Source organism: Alcaligenes aquatilis (genome assembly GCF_003076515.1).
Taxonomy (GTDB): domain Bacteria; phylum Pseudomonadota; class Gammaproteobacteria; order Burkholderiales; family Burkholderiaceae_B; genus Alcaligenes; species Alcaligenes aquatilis.
Genome location: NZ_CP022390.1, coordinates 165,522 through 187,567 on the forward strand (window position 1 = coordinate 165,522; position 22,046 = coordinate 187,567).

Consider the following 22,046-nt stretch of genomic DNA (forward strand, 5'->3'; position numbering starts at 1 on the left):
AGGGAGGCCATTTCTTCCAACTAAGCCGAGCTTTTTACTCTGCCTTGCTGGCCGTCTTTTTAGCAGTCGTTTTTTTAGCTGCCGTTTTCTTGGCCGCTGTTTTCTTCACTGCTGTTTTCTTTGCTGCTGTCTTTTTAGCCGCTGCTTTAGTCGCCGTTTTCTTGGCGGCTGATTTACGACCTGGCTTCTCTGGGCGCGGCTCGAACTCAAAGCCGATCTTGCCGTCGGCCTGACGCACCAGGAAGGCTTTGAACTTGCGGTTGGTGCGCGAGGACACGAAACCATCCAGCAAGTCTGTCTTGCCCTCACCCAGCAACTTGGCCATCTGCTCGCGGGTAATTTCCTGCTGCAAAATCACCTTGCCGCTACGGAAGTCGCAGCTCTTGGATGGGCCAACGGACTTTTCGCACAAGTAACGCAAGCCATGCTCAAAGACGGAGGACTGGCACTTGGGGCAGGGACCGACCGGGGTCTGGCCGCTGAAATCCAGGGTTTCGTCATCATCGTCGTCGTTCTGGCCGAAGTCGAACTCCAGCTTGTACTCGTCGGTGATGCGCAACAATGCCGCAAAGGGGCGACCCATTTTGCTGATGAAACCAGGCAGAGGGCCCAGTTCTTTCTTGGCCAGCAGCTCTTCGACTTCCGGCAGTTCAAAGGTGCGACCGCCGGGGTGTTTGCCAATCGAAAAATCGCAAGCCGTGCAGGCATAACGACGGTAATTTTCTTTGACCACGCCGCCACATTTAGGGCATGGCGTCTGCAAGGTTGCGTAGTCGCCAGGAACGGTGTCGCGTTCGTACTCTTTCGCACGTTTGACGATCACTTGCGTCATTTGCGCGATTTCACGCATGAACACGTCGCGGTCCAACTGACGTTGCTCGATCTGCTTGAGCTGGTGCTCCCACTCGCCTGTCAGTTCGGGCGAAGTCAGTTCGCTAACGCCCAGACCGGACAACAAAGTCATCAGTTGACGTGCCTTGGCGCTAGGCACCAGTTCGCGGCCTTCACGGCGCAGATAGGCTTCGTTCAGCAGACCTTCAATAATGGCGGCACGAGTGGCTGGTGTACCCAGACCGCGCTCGGACATGGCTTCGCGCAAGGCTTCATCGTCGACGAGCTTGCCCGCGCTTTCCATGGCCGACAGCAAGGTCGCTTCCGTAAAGCGTGCAGGCGGCTTGGTGGCCAGTGCCTTGGTGTTCACATCTTCAGTGCGGACCTTCTCGCCATCGGCAACGGGCACCAGGGACGCGTCTTCGCCTTGGGCATCACGGCCATAAATAGCCAGCCAGCCCGGTTTGACCAGCACTTTGCCTTCCGTCTTGAAATGGTGTCCCGACACCTGCGTGATACGTGTGGTGACGCGGAACTCTGCGGTCGGAAAGAACACCGCCAGGAAGCGACGGCTGATCAGCTCGTAAATCTTGTGTTCGGCATCGCTCAGCTCCCGGGGTACCTGCAAGGTGGGGATGATGGCAAAGTGATCCGACACCTTTTTGTTGTCGAAGATCCGACGGTTGGGCTTGACCCATTTTTGTTCGACCACTTCCTGCGCAAACGGCTGCACCGAAGCACTGGCAGGCGTGCCGCTGTCAGCCAGCGCACGCATGGTTTCTTGCACCGTGCTTATATAGTCTTCGGGCAAGTAGCGCGAATCAGTACGGGGGTAGGTCAGCGCCTTGTGACGTTCGTACAGCGTCTGGGCCAAGGACAAGGTGGTCTTGGCCGAGAAGCCAAAGCGCGAGTTGGCCTCGCGTTGCAGCGAGGTCAAATCAAACAAGGCGGGCGACATCTGCGTGCTGGGCTTGGATTCCTCGGTGACCACACCGGGCTGCTCGCGGCAGGCAGCCACAATGGTCTGAGCGGCAGCCTGGGACCACAGACGCGAGTCTTTCTTCTCGGGGTCGTGTTCGTCCTTGGTGAATTTGGGGTCAAACCAGCGGCCGGAGTACAGGCCGGCAGCGGCGATAAAGTCCGCGTGTACTTCCCAGTAGTCGCGTGATACGAACTGGCGAATGCGGTTCTCGCGCTCGTTCACGATGGCCAGCGTGGGGGTTTGCACACGGCCCACGGGGGTTTTGAAAAAGCCGCCGTCCTTGCTGTTGAAGGCGGTCATGGCACGAGTGCCATTAATGCCCACCAGCCAGTCAGCCTCGGCACGCGAACGGGCCGCTGCTTCCAGCGGTTTCATGTCCTCATCATCACGCAGGTTTTCAAAGGCTTCACGAATCGCCGATTGTGTCATCGAACGTAACCAAAGCCGTTGCACCGGCTTTTTCGCTCCGGCGTATTGCATAATGTAGCGAAAAATCAGCTCACCCTCGCGCCCTGCGTCACAGGCATTAATAACAGCAGTGACATCTTTTCGTTTGATGAGCTTGACTAGCAGTTTCAAGCGTTCAGTCGATTTTTTGTCTGTTGGGTTGAGCTCAAACTGAGGGGGTATAACAGGTAGATGTGTGAAGCTCCACTTGCCGCGAACCGGATCATTAGGGGCCACCAGGCCCAGCAGATGGCCGATGCTGGAGGCCAGCACATAGCGATCGCTTTCAAAATAATCACCTTCTCGAGTGAAACCGCCCAATGCCCGCGAGATATCTACGGCGACTGAAGGTTTCTCGGCAATGATTAGTGTTTTATCCATATGATTCCAGTGACAGCAACTGCGCTGCAATGCGCGAAATGATACGAGGTGCTTATCCCTCTATGCAAGTTATGAGACCTGACAAGACTAACGTATGGCCAACTGACTGGCGAGTGTTTCTGACAAAACTGGCCTGGGGTTTGGCCGTTTTGCTGCTTGCCAGTGGTCTGGTGACCTGGATTGCGGCCAATTGGGAAAACTGGGGGCATGTCGCCAAATTTGCCCTGGCTCAAGGTGCCGTGCTGATTTCAGCAGGACTGGCCTTGCTGTTTCGCCGACGTTCCGGTGGCTGGGGACATGATCTGGGAGTGCCTGCTGCTTTGACCGGCCTGGCCGCCGTGGCCACGGGCGGTTTGCTGGCCCTGATTGGCCAGACTTATCAGACTGGCGCAGACCCTTGGCAGCTTTTCGCATTGTGGACTGTGCTGATCATACCTTGGGTATTCACCGTGCGCAGTGTCTTTCTGTCCGTGCTGTGGCTGGTACTGATCAATACGGCCTTCTACCTATGGATAGATGTGGCCCGTCTGGACTGGTTTGGGCGCAGCTATACTTCGCAGACCTTGCTGGCTCTGGCAGTCAATGCGCTGCTGTTGCTGGCAGCCGAGACCATCTGGCGTGCGCGTCATGACCCGTGGCGCATCGTGCCGCGTGTAGCAGCGATTGCGGTGGGCTTTTTCATCGGTGCCCAGGTCATGGAAGGCAACTTCCTGCTCGGTCTTGCCTTGTTCCTGGCGTTGTACGGTGTTTATCGCTACCGTCGCCCGGATTTGCTGATCATGTCCTTGGCCTCGTTCGGCGCGTATGGTTCCTTGAGCATGCTGATTATCGAGTATGCAGGCGATGCGTTCCTACTGATCGTGGTGGTGATTGTGGGCCTGGGTCTGGGGCTGCTGCGTTTCTTGCAGCAGCAGGTCGTCAATTGGCGACGGACTCATGGCGGCGAGGCCTTGGCTGCTAAAGAGGATACGGCGGGCGCTATTACTGCAGATGCAGGTGCTGGAACGCTGGAAGCAGCCAAGGTCGATCTTGCTTCAGGTGCCACGTTGGCAACGGCCTCGGCAGTTGATGCAACAACTACCACCGTCACGGCAAATGCCACTGTTGGAACCGAAGCGGCTGCAACTCAATCAACCGTCAACGCAGCAGCGGCAACAAGTCCTGCGGCTTCAACAGCAGAGGTCCTGGCCAATGCTCAGGCTAGCGTCCAGGCTGATGCCGTTACACAAGCTCAACAACCGGCCCAGGCAGATGCACTGGATACTCAAGGCAGTGATGAACATCATCCTTGGTATCTGAGGCTGATCAAGCTGTTCCTATACCTGCTGTTACCACTGATTATTCTGCTGTACCTGGCTGTTTCTCTGGACTTGAGTCTGGAAGCGCTGGGTGTACTGGGCGGCATCATGGCTCTGGTGTCCCCCGTGCTGTTTGCCAAGGCTCAGACGGTATCCAGCCGGGATCTGGTCGGCGGCTGGGTTGCGTGCGCGGTGCTCTTGCTTAGCGTGCCGCTTGTGGACATGCGTTACCCCTGGCCACATGAGGTCAGCGCCATGATAGCCGTCGTGATCAGCACCTTGCTGTACAGGCTGGCCAAAGGACAGTTCGTATTGCGCATGTTGCTGGTGATCTGGGCACTGGCCGCGATCGAGTTTTTGGTGATCGAGCGCTTGTTTGATCGCTGGGCCATGATGCCTTATTGGGTGCTGGAAATGCCCGCTGCATTCATGTTCTTTGCCGCCTTGTCGTTAGGACATCTTTATGTGCGTGGTGAGCGCAAGTCGCATTTCTGGCTGCCCTTGTTCTGGTCCTTGCTGCTTGCTTCCCAGATTCATCTTGTTTTGGCGGGCACGCTGTTTTATTCCATGCCCTTCTGGGACGAGTCGCGGCCTTACCTGACCGTGGCTGGCTTTTTGCTGGCGATGGCTCCTTTGGCGATACTGGCGTTTTATTGGCGCGGCTGGCGTGACCAGCCTCTGGTCTATGGCATTGCCTTGCTGGGTCTGGCAGCCTTGTGTGCGGTCTGGACACCTTATCCGCCGGTGGCTCTGGCCTTGAGCTGGATTCTGGTGGCTTATGCCTGGCGCTATCTCAGCTTGTTGGCCGTGGCCGTGGCAATGGGCCTGTTCTGCCTTTGGCGTCTGTATTACATCCTGAACATCAGTCTGCTGGACAAGGCCGAACTCTTGCTGGCAACGGGCGTAGGCTGCTTGGTGTTTGCGTATCTGGGTCAGCTAGGTCGCAATAAAGTGGTGGCCGACGCGCCGGTGCAGGCGGCTCCTAAAGGCATTCTTGCCAGCGTTTTGTTGGGGACGGTGCTGGTGCTGGGTGTGGCCAACGTCGCTATCGTGCAAAAAGAACGCATCTTGAGCGATGGTCAGACGGTGTTGCTGGAGCTGGCTCCGGTCGATCCCCGTTCGCTGATGCAGGGCGACTATATGTCCTTGAACTTTGCCCTGTCGCAGAACTTGTCTGCCCTGTCCTGGGGCTTGCCCAAGGACGCGCTTGCCAAGATGGACGCTCAGCAGTGGGTGGTTGTGGCGGTGCAACTGGATGAGAACAAGGTGGCGCAGCTCAAGGGTGTTTATCTGGAGCAGGACGGCCAGGAGCGCCTGTGGAGCGAAGAAGGCCCTGTGGCTGAACCTTCCGATGTGATGCGCTTGCGCATGCGCCGTCACCGCAGTAACTGGACGCCTGGAACAGATGCCTGGTTCTTTGCGGAAGGCTCGGCAGATCGCTTCGATGCCGCCCGCTACGGCGAGTTTGCCGTGGTCGAGGATGGTCAGAGCCTGTTGCGCGCGATGCTGGACAAGGACAGAAAGGAAATCAAGTGAGCCTGATCTGATCAGTTGCGCTCAATAGCCTATAGTCGGATTGCCCCTATCTAATAAAGACAATCCGGCTTTCTTGAATGTCTGCTGTATCCACAAAGAAGGTTAAACACCGTCCAAGCGACAGCAAGACCCATCAAAAAGGCCCGAATCCGATGAAGTGTCGGAGTCGGGCCTTGGTTTTTTGTGTGGAAGGACCCTCTTTATCGGGGCCGTTTCTTGAACAAAAAATAGGTTCCTGTGTATCAGCTTAGTGGGACTGACGGGTGGAGTCGTCGCTGAGCAGCTCTTCAAAGATCAGATGATCGATTTCGGCTTCGTGGCTCCACAAAACCATCAGGGCGACAATTTTTATTTTGTCCAACGAGACCGGGCTTTCGTCCACTGTCATGGCGCTTTCAATCAGAATTTCGCGCAGGTGGGCGGTAAGAGCGCCGGAATTTTGCAAAAAGGTGATGAAACCCATCGCGTCAGCGCCCAGCACATTCTGTTCGTGCTCAGAAAAAATACGCTGACTGTTGGGACTGAGTTGAGCGGTAGGCTGACACTGTTGCGAGGTCTCGCCCAGTGCATGTAGCCAGCCCAGTGCGTCGTTGATGTCCTCGTCTTCAAAGCCAATAGCGGCCAATTTGTGGGCCAGAACCTCCGCCTTGGGACAGGACTGGGGGTTGTAATACGTCTCGAAAAGATAAACCAGGATATCAAACATGGGTATAAGGTTGCCGTCCTAAGTGATTAAAAAAACTGCGTGAATTCGGTAACCAGTGACCAAACTTTACGCTGATTTGCGGTAGGGGGCAAATGGGGGGTTCAGGGCTTGGGTGGGTTCTGCCGTGAGCGGTGAGGCCGATTTTTACCGGGTTTTGCTCTGGTAGACGCCCTGTGCGGCGGGGCGTCTTTATGATTGAAACATAAATCGATTGTTCGGGCAGAAACTGTCGTTTATTTGAAACCTAATAAGCTGGCACAGAGAGCCGACGGAGGGGCACACTGGTTGGCAACAGGCAACAGGCAACAGGCAACAGGCAACAGGCAACAGGCAACAGGCAACAGGCAACAGGCAACAGGCAGCAGGCAGCAAGGAATCAGCGCTCAGAATCCAGTGTGCTGCTTGGATACCCGGATTTTAGCTAAGCGATAAGGGGAAGCGCCGTGCCCAGGCGCAGGTGGCCTGGCTCCAGAACTCGTCCAGAGTGTTGGCAACCAGGGGAGCAAAGCCCAGAAAGGCCCAGACTCGTTGCAGCGTTTCCATTGGATGGTCCAGATCAAAGGCCGGGGCATGGTTCTGTTTGGAAAGCTTGCGGCCTTGCTCATCGCAGGCCAGCGGTACGTGCAGGGTACGCGGGAGCGGCAGGCCCAGGATTCTTTGCAATACCCGCTGGCGGGCCGTGGAACTGAGCAAGTCTGCGCCACGCACGACATCGGTGATCTGGCTGTCCGCATCATCAATGACCACCACAAACTGGTATGCCCAGAGTTTGTCGGCGCGTTTAAGAATGTAGTCCCCTACTTCTTTGGCTACGTCCTGCTGTTGCGGCCCGGCCCAGCGATCCGTGAAGTGTTCCACCCCTTCCGGTACGCGTAGCCGCCAGGCTCGTACGGCGCGATCTGCCGGGATGCCGTGGCGGCAGGTGCCTGCATAGGGATATTCATGCGAATCCGGGGCAAGCGGCATGGAGGCGGCCAGAATCTCCTGACGGGTGCAGGTGCAGCCGTAGACCAGATCCCGCTCGCGCAGGCCGTCAAACACGTCCTGATAGCGAGCCAGCCGCTGGCTTTGCCATAGAACTTCGCCATCCCAGTGCATGCCCAGGCCCCGCAGTTGCTGCATGATGATCTGGTCTGCCCCGGCGACCACGCGTGGCGTGTCTATATCTTCAATGCGTAGCAACCAGCGCCCGTTCTGGGCGCGTGCATCCAGGTAGCTGGCCATGGCCGCAACCAGTGAACCCTCGTGCAAGGGACCACTGGGACTAGGCGCAAAGCGACCACAGTAGGGGGTAAGAAGCTGGGCGGTCATGAGTCGTTCTTAACGGCAAGAGCCCCTGGAAGGGGGCTCTTGGTAATGCGACTTTACGCCTATTTTTCTAGCCCGGCAATGCGTTTTGCGCGGGCTGGAAAGAAGAGGTTTTAGCTCTCCATGGTGACCAGCTCTGCGCCTTCGGGCACTTGATCGCCCACCGCAAAGAACAGTTCGGCCACGGTGCCATCGGCAGGTGCCTGAATGGAGTGCTCCATTTTCATGGCTTCCATGACCAGCAGCACATCGCCCTGCTTGACACTGTCACCTGCAGCCACATTCAGGGCAATAATCTTGCCCGGCATGGGAGCGGTCAGGTGGCCACCGTGCGCTTCCTGGCCGCTGGTACTGGCGCTGGCCAGGGTGTCGACCACGGCCAGGGTCCAGTCCGAACCGGCCTGGGCCACTTGCAGATGGTCGCCATCTTGCAGCACCTGGGCACGGTATTCGACCTGATCCAGCCACAGGCGTACGGTCAAGGTCTGGGCTAGACCCGCCGTTGCCTCGGCTTGCCAGCGCAGCGCGTGTTGAGCTTCGCCCAGCGTGATCTGCCACTGGTTTTCACGACGTTGCAGCAGCACGTCGTGGGCTTGTTCACCCAGTTGCAAGGCCACTTTCTGATCGTAGTCCCCACTGAGGCGCCAGCCGTCATGCACGGCCCACGGGTCGGAGTTGGGAGCTTGCCCGCTCAGACCCTGGTGAGTCAGCACGGCGCAGGCGGCAAAGGCCAGCACAGAAGCCGGAACGTCCTGATTGCTGGGGAACAGCGCATCGTGACGACGTGGGATCAGGCCCGTATCCAGATCGGCCTGGGCAAAGGCGTCATCGCCCAGCAGACGTTGCAGGAAGGTCTTGTTGGTGTGAACACCGGCCACCTGAGTGTCCGCCAGCGTGCGAATCAGGCGACGACGAGCCTGTTCACGATCAGCACCATGAGTGATGACCTTGGCGATCATGGGGTCGTAGAAGGGGCTGATGACGCTGCCTTCACGCACACCGCTGTCGATACGCACCTCACCGGAGGTGAAGGACGCATGGGCGGGGTACTGCAAGCTGCGCAGCGTACCGATGGACGGCAGAAAGTCCTTATCAGGATTCTCTGCGTAAATGCGAACTTCAATGGCGTGGCCATTAATGCTCAGCTCGTCCTGTTTGGCCGGCAAAGGCTGGCCATCGGCCACACGCAGTTGCCATTCCACCAAGTCGTGGCCAGTAATCAGTTCGGTGACGGGGTGCTCCACTTGCAGACGGGTATTCATTTCCATGAAGTAGAAACGTCCGTCCTGTTCGGCAATGAATTCCACCGTGCCTGCGCCCACATAGTTCACGGCGCGGGCCGCTGCAATGGCGGCTTCGCCCATGGCCTGGCGACGCTCGGGTGTCATGCCTGGGGCGGGCGCTTCTTCAATCACTTTCTGGTGACGACGCTGTACCGAACAATCGCGCTCGAACAGGTAGACGTAGTCACCATGCTGGTCACCAAAGACCTGGATTTCGATATGGCGTGGTTTGGTGATGTAGCGTTCGATCAGCACGCGGTCGTCGCTAAAGCTGCTGGCCGCTTCGCGCTGGCACGAGCGCAAGGCTTCCAGGAACGCGCCGGACTCTTCCACAATACGCATGCCCTTGCCGCCGCCACCGGCACTGGCTTTGATCAGCACGGGGTAGCCGATATTGTCGGCTTGCTGGTGCAGGAAGTCGGGGTCCTGGTTGTCGCCGTGGTAACCGGGCACCAAAGGCACACCGGCTTTTTCCATCAGGGATTTGGCGGCGGACTTACTGCCCATGGCCGCAATGGCTTGAGCGGGTGGGCCTACAAAAATAATGCCGGCTTGTTCACAAGCGCGAGCAAAGTGCTCGTTCTCGGACAGAAAACCATAGCCAGGGTGGATCGCGTTCGCGCCAGTGGCACGAGCGGCTTCCAGAATGGCGTCGATCTTCAAGTAACTGTCGCGTGGCTCGGGGCCACCGATGCGCACGGCTTGATCACAAGCACGTACGTGCTGGGCGTCCGCGTCCGCGTCGGAGTAAACCGCAACGGTACGCAGCCCCAGGCTGCGGGCAGTGGCGGCCACCCGGCAGGCAATTTCACCGCGATTGGCTATCAGCAGGGTCTGAAACACAGTGTCTCCTTGTCTTACATGCGGAACACGCCAAAGCGGGTGTCTTCAATAGGGGCGTTCAAGGCGGCGGACAAACCCAGGGCCAAAACGCGCCGGGTGTCCGAAGGCTGGATGATGCCGTCATCCCACAAACGCGCAGTGGCGTAGTAGGGGTGGCCTTCATGTTCGTATTGTTCGCGGATCGGGGCCTTGAAGGCTTCCTCGTCCTCGGCACTCCAGGTCTGGCCACGGGCTTCCAGGCCATCACGGCGCACGGTCGCCAGCACGCTGGCAGCTTGCTCACCACCCATGACCGAGATACGGGCATTGGGCCAGAGAAACAGCAGGCGCGGGCTGAATGCGCGGCCACACATGCCGTAGTTACCGGCACCGAAAGAGCCGCCCAGAATCACGGTGAACTTGGGTACGGCAGCCGTGGATACGGCGGTGACCAGTTTGGCGCCGTGGCGGGCAATCCCTTCGTTTTCGTACTTGCGGCCCACCATGAAGCCGGTGATGTTCTGCAGAAACACCAAAGGCGTCTTGCGCTGGCAGCACAGTTCAATGAAGTGGGCGCCTTTTTGAGCCGCTTCCGAGAACAGAATGCCGTTGTTAGCGATGATGCCCACGGGCATACCGTGGATATGGGCAAAGCCGGTCACCAGCGTGGTGCCAAAGCGGGCTTTGAATTCATCAAAATCCGAGTCATCCACAATGCGGGCGATCACTTCGCGCACATCGTAGGGCTTGCGGGTATCGGCGGGGATGATGCCGTTCAACTCTTGCGGGTCGTAACGTGGCTCGCGTACTTCTTTCAGCGGCCAGGGCAGTTTTTTCTCGCGGTTCAGGCGGCCGACGCAGCGGCGTGCCAATTCCAGCGCATGCAGATCGTTCTCGGCCAGATGGTCGGCCACGCCGGACAGACGGGTGTGCACATCGCCACCGCCCAAGTCTTCGGCGCTGACTTCTTCACCTGTAGCCGCTTTGACCAGGGGTGGGCCACCCAGGAAGATGGTGCCCTGGTCGCGCACGATAATGGACTCATCGCTCATGGCCGGAACATAGGCACCGCCAGCGGTACACGAACCCATCACCACGGCGATCTGTGCAATCCCCTGGGCCGACATATTGGCCTGGTTGTAGAAGATGCGGCCAAAGTGGTCACGGTCCGGGAAGACGTCTTCCTGGTTGGGCAGGTTGGCCCCGCCCGAGTCCACCAGGTATACGCAAGGCAGATTGTTCTGCTGGGCGATTTCCTGGGCACGCAAATGCTTTTTAACAGTCAGCGGATAGTAGGTACCGCCTTTGACCGTGGCGTCGTTGCAGACCACCACGCATTCAATGCCCGCAATGCGGCCAATGCCCGTGATGATGCCCGCGCCGGGAGACTCGTTGTTATAGACGTCCTGGGCAGCCAGAGGCGAGAGTTCCAGAAAGGGAGTACCGGGATCAAGCAGCCGTTCGACGCGTTCGCGGGGCAGCAGTTTGCCGCGACCCACATGGCGTTGCCGGGAGGATTCAGACCCGCCCAAAGCGGTTTTCTGTAGCTTTTGGCGCAGATCAAGGATCAGGGCCTGCATGATCGAGGCGTTGTCCTGAAAGTCTTGGGAACGCGGATTGATGCGGGATTCAATAACTGACATGGCGTGCCTGGAAAGAGAACAGAGAAAAGCCCATAAAATCAGCCGGGCCGCAGCCCGGCTGATGAGCTTGCTTTAAACCAGCTCGACGGCCAGGGCGACCGCTTCGCCACCGCCAATGCACAGCGAAGCAATACCACGCTTGCCGCCGGTCTTGCGCAGGGCGCCGATCAAGGTCGCCAAAAGGCGAGCACCCGATGCACCGATGGGGTGGCCCAGGGCCGTGGCGCCACCGTGGATGTTGACCTTGTCGTGCGGGATGTTCAGCTCTTTCATGGCGGCCATGGTGACCACGGCAAAGGCTTCGTTGATCTCGAACAGATCAACGTCGGCCACGCTCCAGCCGGTTTTATCCAGCAGCTTCTGGATAGCGGCCACCGGTGCGGTGGTGAACCAGGCGGGTTCCTGAGCGTGCTGGGTGTGAGCCACAATGCGGGCCAGCGGTGTTGCGCCCAGTTCTTTGGCCTTGTCTTCAGTGGTGATCACCATGGCGGCGGCGCCGTCCGAAATGGACGAGGCGTTGGCAGCGGTAACCGTGCCGTCTTTCTTGAAAGCGGGGCGCAGTGTGGGGATCTTCTCGGGCATGGCTTTGGCAGGGGCTTCGTCCTTGGCAATGACGACATCACCCTTGCGACCCGCAATGGTCACGGGCGCAATTTCCCATTCAAAGCTGCCGTCATCGCTGGCTTGGCGAGCGCGGCGCAGCGATTCCAGCGCGTAAGCGTCTTGCTCTTCGCGGCTGAATTCGTATTTGCTGGCGCAGTCTTCGGCAAACACGCCCATGGCGGTGCCACGGCTGTAGGCATCTTCCAGACCGTCCATGGCCATGTGGTCATAGACGGTGGAATGGCCGTAGCGGTAGCCCTGGCGGCCTTTAAGCAGCAGATAAGGGGCGTTGCTCATGCTTTCCTGACCGCCAGCCACCACCACGTCCACACTGCCTGCTTTGAGCAGATCGTGGGCAAACATAGCGGCTTTCAGACCGGAACCGCACACTTTGTGAATGGTGGTGCAAGCCACACCCTGGGGTAGACCGGCGCCCAAGGCAGCCTGGCGCGCGGGGGCCTGGCCCTGACCGGCTTGCAGCACATTACCCATGATCACTTCATCGACCTTGTCGGCCGGAATGCCCGAACGCTCCATGGCCGCCTTGATGGCGACGGCGCCCAGTTCGTGGGCGGCCAGATCGGACAGGCTACCCATCATGCCGCCCATAGGGGTGCGGGCGATCGAGACGATGACAACGGAATTAGTCATGAAAGACTCCTGGTTGCAAAGAGGAGACCGGCGCGCGTTTGGCAAACTCGTGCAGCTGCCGATCTTTGTTGTACGGAAAAATATTTTCGATCCGACCTTGTGTTACCCGCAAGCGACATTGGGACCACCACTCAGGTTCGAGCAGTTCGGCATGGTGGGCCATGAAGGCTTTGCGAATGCGTGGGTCGGTTAGTAGAAAGTAGCCGAATTCTTCAGGAAATACATCGTTCGGGCCGATCGGATACCAGGGTTCGCTGGCCATTTCGGCTTCTTCGTTCGGTGCGGGTGGAATGGCGCGAAAGTTCATCTCGCGCATGTGCTGGATTTCGTCGTAGTCATAGAAGACGACGCGGCCCAGGCGGGTTACACCAAAGTTCTTGAACAGCATATCGCCTGGGAAAATGTCGGCAGCAGCCAGCTCGCGGATTGCTTTGCCGTACTGGTCGACAGCGGCATTGAGGGCGGGGTCGCTGGCCTTGTTCAGATACAGATTCAGCGGGGTCATGCGTCGTTCAATGTAGACGTGACGCAGCAAGATGGTGTCCTCGGACTCTTCCAGCAGGCTGGGCACTTCGCGGCGCAGTTCTTCCAGCAAGGCGTCGGAAAAGCGCGCCTTGGGTAAGGCAACCTGGGCGTAATCCCAGGTGTCGGCCATGCGTCCGACACGATCATGCTTTTTGACCAACTGGTATTTGCTGCGTACCGTGGCATGGTCCATGCCCTGCTTTTGAATACGGTCGCGGATCAGTTTGAACACATAGGGGTAGGACGGCAAGGTAAATACCGTCATCACCATACCGGCAATACCGGGAGCCAGATCAAAGTGATCGTGCGAGTGCGACAGGTGATGCAGAAAGTCGCGGTAGAACAGGGTCTTGCCCTGCTTTTGCAGACCGATGGCGGTGTATAGCTCGGCCTTGGGCTTGCGCGGCAGCAGGCTGGACAGGAAGTCCACATAGGCCGACGGCGCTTCCATATCGACCAGGAAATAGGCGCGCGTAAAGCTGAACAGCGTGGACAGGTCGTCCGTGGTGTGCAACAAGGCGTCTATATACAAGTGTCCCGAGGGGCGATGCAAAATGGCCAGGGAGAACGGTAGCACTTCGCCCTGGTTGATCAGTCGGCCCACCACATAGGCACCCTTGTTGCGAAAGAACAGGGAGTTCAGCACCTGAATCTGGCAGTCCGAGCCAATGCGCGAGCCATAGCCGCGCGGCAGACGGCGGCATAGTTGACGCACGGCCATGCGGGCCAAGGTGCGTACATCGCGCGGCAGGTCGGCAAAGGGGGCAGCCAGACCGAAGTCGGCCAGCATACTGGTCAGACTGGCTTCCAGACCCTCTTGGGTGGGGTAATAGACGCGATATGAAGGCAGCGCGCCGTCCAGGTAATCCGTGGCAACGGCTGGGCGCACGAAAATGAATTCGTTGCGAAAGTAGTGCCGGTGCAGCACACGGCAGGAGACGGAGTTGAAGAAGGTCTCCGCACATTCGGGCTGACGGTGGCCCGAGAGCAAACGCACAAATTCAGCTTTGGCCTGCAACCACAATTGCTGCTGGGCATCGTCCAGATGGGCCGGATCGGATGGCGTAGGCTGATGCAGACGCAGGTTCTGGCTAAGCATGGCCGCGCATTCGCGCACCCGTGTCGCGTAGTACTCGATACGTTCGCGCGAGAGCTGCTGAATGCCATGCCAGTCGCCCGATTCGTACAAAGACTTGGCGCGCTGGGCGCTGTAGCGAAACAGTGCATAGTGGCGATTGAAACCATTGAGCATGGTCTGGGCCACCTGGATAGCGGTCATCCCCGGTTTCTGAACCGGGGTGATGACAGTCGTTTCGCCAAAGTCAGGGTTGGACATGCCTGTGCCTTTTTAGGCAGTTTCGGCGAACAATTCGCGACCGATCAGCATGCGGCGGATTTCGCTGGTGCCCGCGCCGATCTCGTACAGTTTGGCATCGCGCCACAGACGGCCTGTGGGAAACTCGTTGATGTAGCCGTTGCCGCCCAGAATCTGGATGCCTTCACCGGCCATCCAGGTGGCTTTTTCCGCGCTGTAGAGAATCGCGGCAGCGCAGTCTTTACGCACGGAACGCACGTGGCCGGCACCCAGACGATCCAGGTTCTTGCCCACGGCATAGCACAGGGCGCGGCTGGCTTGCAGGGTGGTGTACATATCGGCCATCTTGCCCTGAATCAGCTGAAATTCGCCAATGGCCTGGCCGAACTGCTTGCGATCGTGAATGTAGGGAATCACGACGTCCATGACGGCTTGCATGATGCCCAGTGGACCACCGGCCAGGACGGCACGTTCGTAGTCCAGGCCGGACATCAGTACTTTGACGCCACCATTGAGCTGGCCCAGTACGTTTTCTTCCGGTACTTCGCAGTCCTGGAACACCAGTTCACCCGTGTGGCTGCCGCGCATGCCTAGCTTGTCCAGCTTTTGGGCAACGGAGAAACCAGCAAAATCTTTTTCGATCAGAAAGGCGGTAATGCCGCGCGCACCGGCTTGCGGATCCGTCTTGGCGTACACCACCAGGGTGTCGGCGTCCGGGCCGTTGGTAATCCACATTTTGGAGCCATTGAGTACGTAGCGATCGCCCTTCTTTTCGGCGCGCAACTTCATGCTGACGACGTCCGAACCGGCACCGGGCTCACTCATGGCCAGGGCACCGACATGCTCGCCGCTGATCAGCTTGGGCAGGTATTTCTGCTTCTGGGCCTCTGTCCCGTTGCGGTTGATCTGGTTCACGCAGAGATTGGAGTGCGCGCCATAGGACAGGGCCACCGAGGCGCTGGCACGCGAGATTTCTTCCATCGTGATCATGTGGGCCAGATAGCCCAGGTTGGCACCACCGTATTCTTCGCTGACGGTCATGCCTAGCAAACCCATCTCACCGAACTTCTTCCACAAGTGCATGGGGAACTGGTCATCGTGATCCAGTTGAGCCGCTAAGGGGGCAATTTCGGCCTGGGAGAAGTCGGCGACAGCGTCGCGCAGCATGTCCAGGTCGGAGCCAAGATCGAAATTCAGGCCGGGCAGGCTCATGAGACACTCCGTGGAAATAAATGGGTTGTGGAATCGTATTTATATTACGTTTACGTAAACGTCATATATATGGGTTTTCCCTTATCGGGACTCCAGCTTCAATTGTTCGCTCATGGTGTGACAGATATCGAGCTGATCCTGAATTTCCTGCAAGGTCTGGTCCAGATCCTGCCGTTGTCGCTCCAGACGCAGGCGGTGCTCGGTCAGGACCTCCTGATAATGCTTAAGCTGGGAGGCCGTGTCCATCGGGGATTCATACATATTGATCAGTCGCAGAATCTCCGATAACTGCAGTCCCAGCCTTTTGCCGCGCAGGGCCAGTTTCAGGCGGGCGCGATCACGGGGCTGATAAATGCGCTGTGTACCTTGACGCAGCGGGCTCAAGATTCCTTGATCTTCATAGAAGCGCAGGGTGCGAGGCGTGATGCCAAACTCGTGCGCCAGATCCGATATTGTCCAGGTTGTCGTTGTCATTTTTAGTGTGATTTACGTAAACGTAAACTATCATGCCATAGAGCCGGGGTGCGAACCAGGGCCTTTTAGTATGGACAGCCCTTACGCCCTACAAGAGCCATTCTATTGGAGCGAGCATGAATCCTAACGAACAAAAATTGAATTATCCCTGGGCAGATACCCTGCCCCCAGCGGGCGGCAGCCTGGAAGTGGCGCCGGGGGTGCGTTGGCTGCGCATGCCTTTGCCCTTTGCGCTGGATCACATCAATCTGTGGTTATTGCGCGACCAGATCGACGGGCGCGAGGGCTGGACGATTGTGGACTGTGGCGTGGCCCGCCCCGAAGTACGCGAGCTGTGGGAACAGGTTTTTAACAATGAGCTTCAAGGCTTGCCCGTTCTGCGCGTGATCGTCACTCACATGCACCCGGATCACATCGGTTTGGCGGACTGGTTGTGCCAGCGCTGGAATGCGCCGCTGTGGATCAGCATGACGGACTACGCAATTGCCAAGCTGTGGTCGGGTACAGGTGGACGCCAGACGGGTGCGCAAGCCGGTGGCCCGAATGGCGCGGCCGCAGAAGCGCACTTTGTCCGTCATGGCCTGCAGGACGAGAAAGCCCGTGAGCAGATTCGCAGCCGTGGGGATTACTACCCGTCCATGGTGCCTTCGGTGCCCGAGCGTTTTGTACGCTTGATGGATGGTCAGCGTGTGGTGATTGCCGGTCGCCCCTGGCGTTTGATCGTGGGCTATGGCCATGCTCCCGAGCATATGTCCTTGTATTGTGAAGAACTGAAGGTGTTGATCTCTGGTGACATGCTCTTGCCGCGTATCTCCACCAATGTCAGCGTGTTCGATACCGAGCCCTTTGCCAATCCTTTGCCTTTGTACCTGAACTCGTTGCTGTCCTATCAGGATCTGGCCCCGGACACCCTGGTGCTGCCTTCGCACGGCAAGCCTTTCCGTGGCATGCACGAACGTATCCGTCAGCAGCAGGAGCATCACGCCGAGCGTCTGGAAGAAGTACTGCAAGCCTGCTCCCAGCCTTGTACGGCCGCTGACATTTTGCCCGTGCTGTTCCACCGCAAGCTGGACTCGCACCAGATGACCTTTGCCATGGGCGAGGCCATTGCCCACCTGCACGCCTTGTATTTTGATGATCGTTTGCGTCGCGAGATGGGCGAGGATGGGGTTTACCGTTTTCAGCGTATCTGAATACCGGGGCGCCTCTTAATAAGAGGGGGCAATATAGCGACTGTTGGCAGAGGCGACCGGGCCCGCTGGCCTGTGGTAGCGTAGAGCTTTTCTTGCTACCGCCTGCCGACACTATGAGCTCTGATCTCGCCCTGGATACTGCCCTGCAACACACGGGTCTGGCCCCGTTCGATCCGCATACGGATGCCGCGCCAGTGGCCGTGCCTATCATGCGCACCAGTACGGTGCGCTTTCGTAATCTGGACGCTCTGGATCGGGCTCAGGCTGACAAGGCAGATCCTGAAAAACGCTCGGTCACTTACGGGCGCTCGGGTATGGATACCCATGCCGCGCTGGAGCAGGTGTTCTGTCAGTTGGAGTCTGCCACTCAGGCTTTGCTGGCACCGTCGGGCATGGCGGCCATTACCTTGGGTTTGTTGGCCTTGCTGGATTCGGGCGATCACGTGCTGATTGCCGATAGTGCTTACGGCCCGGTGCGCTATCTGGAAAAGACCGTGCTGCGTCGCATGGGCATACAGGCTACCTTCTGCGCCCCGACCCCCGAGGAAATGGCCCGTCATTTGCAGGACAACACTCGCATGGTGTACGTGGAGTCACCGGGTTCCTTGCTGATGCAGATGCTGGACATGCCCGCCCTGGCGGAGTTTGGCCGCCAGCACAATTTGCTGCTGGTTACCGACAACACCTGGGGCTCGGGCTATATCTACCGTCCCTTGGAGTTGGGCTTTGATGTGTCCATCGTAGCTGGGACCAAGTATGTGGCAGGCCACTCCGACTTGATGTTGGGGGCAGTCATGTCCACCGACCCTGCCATTAACAAACGCCTGCACGATAACCATTATGCGCTGGGCTTTTCCATCAGTGCGGACGATGCCTGGTTGGCCTTGCGTGGTGCACGTACCCTGCCCATCCGTATGCGTGAAAGCGCCGCCAATGCGCTGGCCGTGTGTCAGTTTCTGGATAGCCGCCCTGAAGTTAGCCGTATTTATCACCCGGCTTGGCCCCAAGATCCGGGCCATGCTTTGTGGCAACGCGACTGCACCGGCTCTAATGGCATGTTGTCGGTGCAACTGCGACTGAACAATGCGCAGGCTCGTGTGTTTGTGGATGCCCTGACGCTGTTTGGTATCGGCTTTTCCTGGGGTGGCTTTGAAAGCCTGGTGCAACTGGTGGATACCGCATTTTTAAGCGGCCACAGCTATTGGCAAGAAAGCCAGGACAGCCTGGTGCGCCTGCATATCGGCCTGGAATCGACCAAGGATTTATGTGCAGACTTGGCACAGGCTTTTGAAAAGGCGGCGCAGGCTTAGGCCTTTAACTGACTGCTCTAGCCAGGGACGCACCCTGGCTTTAATAACTGGCTCAGACTTGCAATGACGTTGGAATCCCGTACCTTCTTGTAAGCCGCTGTTATCGAATGACTGACGAGCTATCGGCAGCTAATAGATCACAGATATAGAAACACCAAGGGCCCTCAAAACCGGAACGAATCCAGTCTTGAGGGCCCTTGGCCGTATGGCTCAGCCAGAGCGCCAATTAGCGATTGGTGACCATTTTCAGCAGCTCTTGAGCCTTGCTGATGCTTTCGTCGTAGCCATTGGCCAGTGCCGGCGAAGTCACGAACTTGCCGCCCACAGCCAGACTAGGTGTGCCCTGGATCTGGTAGGTGTTGGACAGTTCGTTGGCTTTATTGGCCTTGGTCTGTACGCCAAAGGAGTTGAAGGTCTGCTCGAAACGAGCCTTGTCTACGCCTTGTTTGGCAGCCCAGGCCGTGATGGTCTTGGCATCAAAAATGCGCTCACGCTTTTGATGAATAGCTTCAAACACCTTGGGGTGCAGGTCCAGACGGTCCATGGCTTCCAGGGTGTAGTACAGCTTTTGCAGATCGGTCATGCCGGCATTGAAGGCGACAGGCACACGGCGCAGCACGACATTGTCTGGCAGGGTCTTGGCCCAGGTTTCGACCTTGGGTTCCAGGATGGCGCAGTGTGGGCAGCTGTAGGAGAAAAACTCCAGCACTTCGGTTTTACCGACGCTGTCCGAGGGCTGAGCCGCAGGCAGGGTGACGTAGCCCTGGTTGGCTTGTTGAGCCAGCGCGCTGGTGGCGGGCAACAAAGTCGCCCCAGCCAACAGACTGGCACCGACCAGGGATCGTACAAACAATGCGTTCAGCTTCATGAATCAATTTCCTTAAGGGGGAAGATGAGGTCTATGACCTGTGCAATGGCGGAAAAGTTCACCTTGGGCCTACCCAGGGTGCAACTTGTTCAGGGCCGTACCACCGAGCTATCAATTTTTTCCTCGGCCAGACGGCTGCGTGCCCGGTTCATTTCGTCTATGCCCTTGAAGGGACCCAGGCGTACCCGGTTCACCGTGCCGCCATTGACCTGGGCACTTTGTACCGAGGCATTAAAACCCAACATCAACAAGCGGGCTTTCATGGCTTCGGCATCCGCATTGTTGCGAAATGCACCTGCTTGCAGGTAGTAGGGGGTGGATGTGGTGGCTGGCTTGGCGGGCGGCGGGGGCGCAGCAGGTGTCGGTGTAGCCGGTTTGCTGGTGGCCGGTGCCGGAGTGCTTGGTGCGGCAGGTGTTGTGGCTGGTGGTGTTACGGCAGGAGCGGTAGTGCGAGCCTCTGGCTGACGGGCTGGTTCCGTACCCATGGCAGGCAGGGTGGCAATCAAATCACCCAAGGCATCCGGAGCGGCAGGCTTGGAAGAGATGCTGGGCAAATTGGCCGGTGGCAAGGTCAATCCGGGGATGGTGTCGCCCGGTGCAGGCGTCTGCCCGCTGGAGCTGCCATACAGACCCCGGTTCGGGTCCAGCAAGTCTCGCCCTTCAGGCAAGGCAACGGTTGGTTTGTCCCGGCTGGCCTTGTCCACAAAGGGCATGGGTACTTTGGTGACAAACAGGGCGACGGCCACCGCCGCGCCCAGACCCAGAATCAGGCCAATCAGAATGCCGGTATAGGTACCGCCGGAACTACTGGATTTTTTACGTGCTCTTGCCATATCTGCCTATGGGTTTACATACGTTCGGGTGCGGACACACCCAGCAGGTTCAGACCATTACGAATGACCTGGGCGCAGGCCTGGGCCAGGCGCAGACGGGCCAGACGCAAGGCCGTGTCGTCGACCGACACGCGCTCGGCGTTGTACCAGGAGTGGAAGTCCGCAGCGCAGTCGCGTAGCCAGAAAGCAATGTGGTGAGGGGCCAGTTCGCGAGCGGATTGGGCCAGCACATTGGGGTATTCGGACAGGCGTTGCATCAGAGCGATCTCGGTGGGGGCGGTCAAAGGCGTGATGTCGGCCTGAGGCACTTGATCCAACAGTTCTGCCGACTGGTTCAACACGGAGTTGATACGGGCATGTGCGTACTGGATGTAATAAACCGGGTTTTCTTCGCTCTTGGACAGGGCCAGATCGATATCGAATACGAATTCGGAGTCGGCACGGCGCTGGATCAGGAAAAAGCGCACGGCGTCCTGGCCTACCCATTCGATCAGGTCACGCAAGGTGACGTAGCTGCCTGCGCGTTTGGAGATTTTCACTTCCTGGCCATTGCGCATGACTTTGACCATCTTGTGCAGGATGTAAGCCGGAAATTCCTTGGGGATGCCCAGGCCCAGACCTTGCAGACCAGCGCGTACACGGGCAATGGTGCCGTGGTGGTCGGAGCCCTGAATATTGATGGCGTGGTGAAAGCCGCGCTCCCACTTGGCCACGTGATAGGCCACGTCCGGCACGAAGTAGGTGTAGCCGCCTTCGGATTTGCGCATCACGCGGTCTTTGTCGTCGCCTGTGCCCAGTTCCGTGGTGCGCAGCCACAGCGCGCCGTCCAGCTCGTAGGTGTGACCGGCGTCGATCAGGGCCTGCACGGTTTTTTCAACCTTGCCGGAGGTGTACAGCGAGCTTTCCAGATAGAAGTTGTCGAACTTCAGGCCGAAAGCCTGCAAGTCCAAATCCTGTTCGCGGCGCAGGTAGGCCACGGCGAAGCGGCGGATGTCTTCCAGATTGTCCAGATCACCACTGGCGGTGACAGAGGCGCCATCGGCAGCCTGAACGGTTGCACCAGCCTGATAGTCGCGGGCGATATCCAGAATGTAGTCGCCCTTGTAGCCGTCAGCGGGGAATTGCTCGCTGTCGGGCTCGATGCCACGAGCACGGGCATGCACGCTGGTGGTCAGGTTGTCGATCTGGTTACCGGCGTCGTTGTAGTAGAACTCGCGGGTAACGTCGTAGCCTTGCGAGCTGAATACGCGGCACAGGGAGTCGCCCAGCGCCGCTTGGCGGGCGTGGCCCACGTGCAAGGGGCCGGTCGGGTTGGCCGACACGAACTCCACCATCAGTTTTTCCTGGGTAGGAGCAACGTGGCCAAAGTTATCGCCTTGCTCGGCAATAGTCTTCAGGACGGCCTGATGGGTGGCCGTGGACAGACGAAAGTTGATAAAGCCCGGGCCGGCAATTTCCGCGCCTGCCAGCAAAGCAGCGGCGTTCGGATCGGCCAACAGGGTATCGACGATTTGCTGAGCCAACTCGCGCGGGTTACGACCGGCGGGTTTAGCCAATTGCATGGCAATATTGCAGGCGGCATCACCGTGCGCAGCCACTTTGGGGCGCTCCAGCGTGATGTTGGGTTCAGCCTGGGGCAAGATGGCACGGACGGCAGCCTGTAGGCAGGCGATTAATTGAGATTGTTGCTCAGCAAGCATAGGAAAGGTCTGGATTGGTAGAAAGACAACTGGGGCGAGTTGATCTCGCCTCAGATGGAAGGCGCGACATTGGCCCGCCGGATAGCCCCACATGATAGCGTGATTTGACGCCAAATTCTTTTCAA

Annotated in this window: 15 protein-coding genes; 3 read left to right on the top strand and 12 right to left on the bottom strand. The window is 58.3% G+C overall.

Going from position 1 to position 22,046, the window contains the following annotated elements:
• Positions 1 to 34: 34 nt before the first annotated feature.
• Positions 35 to 2,641 carry a DNA topoisomerase III gene (locus tag CA948_RS00735; protein WP_108727062.1) on the bottom strand — a complete coding sequence of 869 codons (2,607 nt, stop codon included), beginning with the start codon at positions 2,639 to 2,641 and terminating at the stop codon, positions 35 to 37.
• A gap of 113 nt (positions 2,642 to 2,754) precedes the next feature.
• Between CA948_RS00735 and CA948_RS17730 the strand changes: the two genes are divergently transcribed.
• Positions 2,755 to 5,475 (top strand): GDYXXLXY domain-containing protein, encoded by a 2,721-nt coding sequence (locus CA948_RS17730; protein WP_238988628.1) that lies wholly within the window; start codon positions 2,755 to 2,757, stop codon positions 5,473 to 5,475.
• Positions 5,476 to 5,722: 247 nt separating this feature from the next.
• Here CA948_RS17730 and CA948_RS00750 read toward each other — a convergent pair whose 3' ends face one another.
• The 8 genes from CA948_RS00750 to CA948_RS00785 all read right to left on the bottom strand — a co-directional run bounded on the left by CA948_RS00750 (position 5,723) and on the right by CA948_RS00785 (position 16,017).
• Positions 5,723 to 6,181, bottom strand: a complete 459-nt coding sequence (locus CA948_RS00750) for a Smg family protein (protein WP_042484796.1) — start codon at positions 6,179 to 6,181, stop codon at positions 5,723 to 5,725.
• A gap of 417 nt (positions 6,182 to 6,598) precedes the next feature.
• A complete protein-coding gene (gluQRS, locus tag CA948_RS00755; RefSeq protein ID WP_108727063.1) occupies positions 6,599 to 7,492 on the bottom strand; it encodes a tRNA glutamyl-Q(34) synthetase GluQRS in 894 nt (297 codons plus the stop codon).
• A gap of 110 nt (positions 7,493 to 7,602) precedes the next feature.
• Positions 7,603 to 9,615: an acetyl/propionyl/methylcrotonyl-CoA carboxylase subunit alpha gene (locus tag CA948_RS00760; protein ID WP_108727064.1), complete on the bottom strand. Its 2,013-nt coding sequence runs from the start codon at positions 9,613 to 9,615 to the stop codon at positions 7,603 to 7,605.
• A 14-nt stretch (positions 9,616 to 9,629) separates the two neighbouring features.
• A complete protein-coding gene (locus CA948_RS00765) occupies positions 9,630 to 11,237 on the bottom strand; it encodes a carboxyl transferase domain-containing protein (RefSeq protein WP_094195235.1) in 1,608 nt (535 codons plus the stop codon).
• Between the two features lie 72 nt (positions 11,238 to 11,309).
• Complete coding sequence (locus tag CA948_RS00770) at positions 11,310 to 12,491, bottom strand: acetyl-CoA C-acyltransferase (RefSeq protein ID WP_108727065.1); 1,182 nt, start codon at positions 12,489 to 12,491, stop codon at positions 11,310 to 11,312.
• A complete protein-coding gene (aceK, locus tag CA948_RS00775; RefSeq protein WP_108727066.1) occupies positions 12,484 to 14,352 on the bottom strand; it encodes a bifunctional isocitrate dehydrogenase kinase/phosphatase in 1,869 nt (622 codons plus the stop codon). The genes CA948_RS00770 and aceK overlap by 8 nt, the downstream gene beginning before the upstream one ends.
• A 12-nt stretch (positions 14,353 to 14,364) precedes the next feature.
• Positions 14,365 to 15,543 (bottom strand): isovaleryl-CoA dehydrogenase, encoded by a 1,179-nt coding sequence (locus tag CA948_RS00780; RefSeq protein WP_108727067.1) that lies wholly within the window; start codon positions 15,541 to 15,543, stop codon positions 14,365 to 14,367.
• A gap of 81 nt (positions 15,544 to 15,624) precedes the next feature.
• Positions 15,625 to 16,017: a MerR family transcriptional regulator gene (locus tag CA948_RS00785; protein WP_094195239.1), complete on the bottom strand. Its 393-nt coding sequence runs from the start codon at positions 16,015 to 16,017 to the stop codon at positions 15,625 to 15,627.
• 116 nt (positions 16,018 to 16,133) lie between these two features.
• Here CA948_RS00785 and CA948_RS00790 point away from each other — a divergent pair, with 116 nt between their 5' ends.
• Together CA948_RS00790 and metC are read left to right on the top strand one after the other, a co-directional pair.
• Complete coding sequence (locus CA948_RS00790) at positions 16,134 to 17,210, top strand: MBL fold metallo-hydrolase (RefSeq protein WP_108727068.1); 1,077 nt, start codon at positions 16,134 to 16,136, stop codon at positions 17,208 to 17,210.
• A 113-nt stretch (positions 17,211 to 17,323) separates the two neighbouring features.
• Positions 17,324 to 18,520 carry a cystathionine beta-lyase gene (gene metC / locus CA948_RS00795; protein WP_108727069.1) on the top strand — a complete coding sequence of 399 codons (1,197 nt, stop codon included), beginning with the start codon at positions 17,324 to 17,326 and terminating at the stop codon, positions 18,518 to 18,520.
• 226 nt (positions 18,521 to 18,746) lie between these two features.
• Here the strand turns inward: metC and CA948_RS00800 are convergent, their stop codons facing one another.
• The 3 genes from CA948_RS00800 to argS form a co-directional block, all read right to left on the bottom strand.
• Positions 18,747 to 19,388 (bottom strand): thiol:disulfide interchange protein DsbA/DsbL, encoded by a 642-nt coding sequence (locus CA948_RS00800; RefSeq protein ID WP_094195242.1) that lies wholly within the window; start codon positions 19,386 to 19,388, stop codon positions 18,747 to 18,749.
• An 89-nt stretch (positions 19,389 to 19,477) separates the two neighbouring features.
• A complete protein-coding gene (locus CA948_RS00805; RefSeq protein WP_108727070.1) occupies positions 19,478 to 20,221 on the bottom strand; it encodes an SPOR domain-containing protein in 744 nt (247 codons plus the stop codon).
• A 14-nt stretch (positions 20,222 to 20,235) separates the two neighbouring features.
• The gene (argS, locus tag CA948_RS00810; RefSeq protein ID WP_094195244.1) at positions 20,236 to 21,921 is read right to left on the bottom strand and encodes an arginine--tRNA ligase; all 1,686 of its coding nucleotides are present in this window, start codon (positions 21,919 to 21,921) and stop codon (positions 20,236 to 20,238) included.
• Between the last annotated feature and the right edge of the window lie 125 nt (positions 21,922 to 22,046).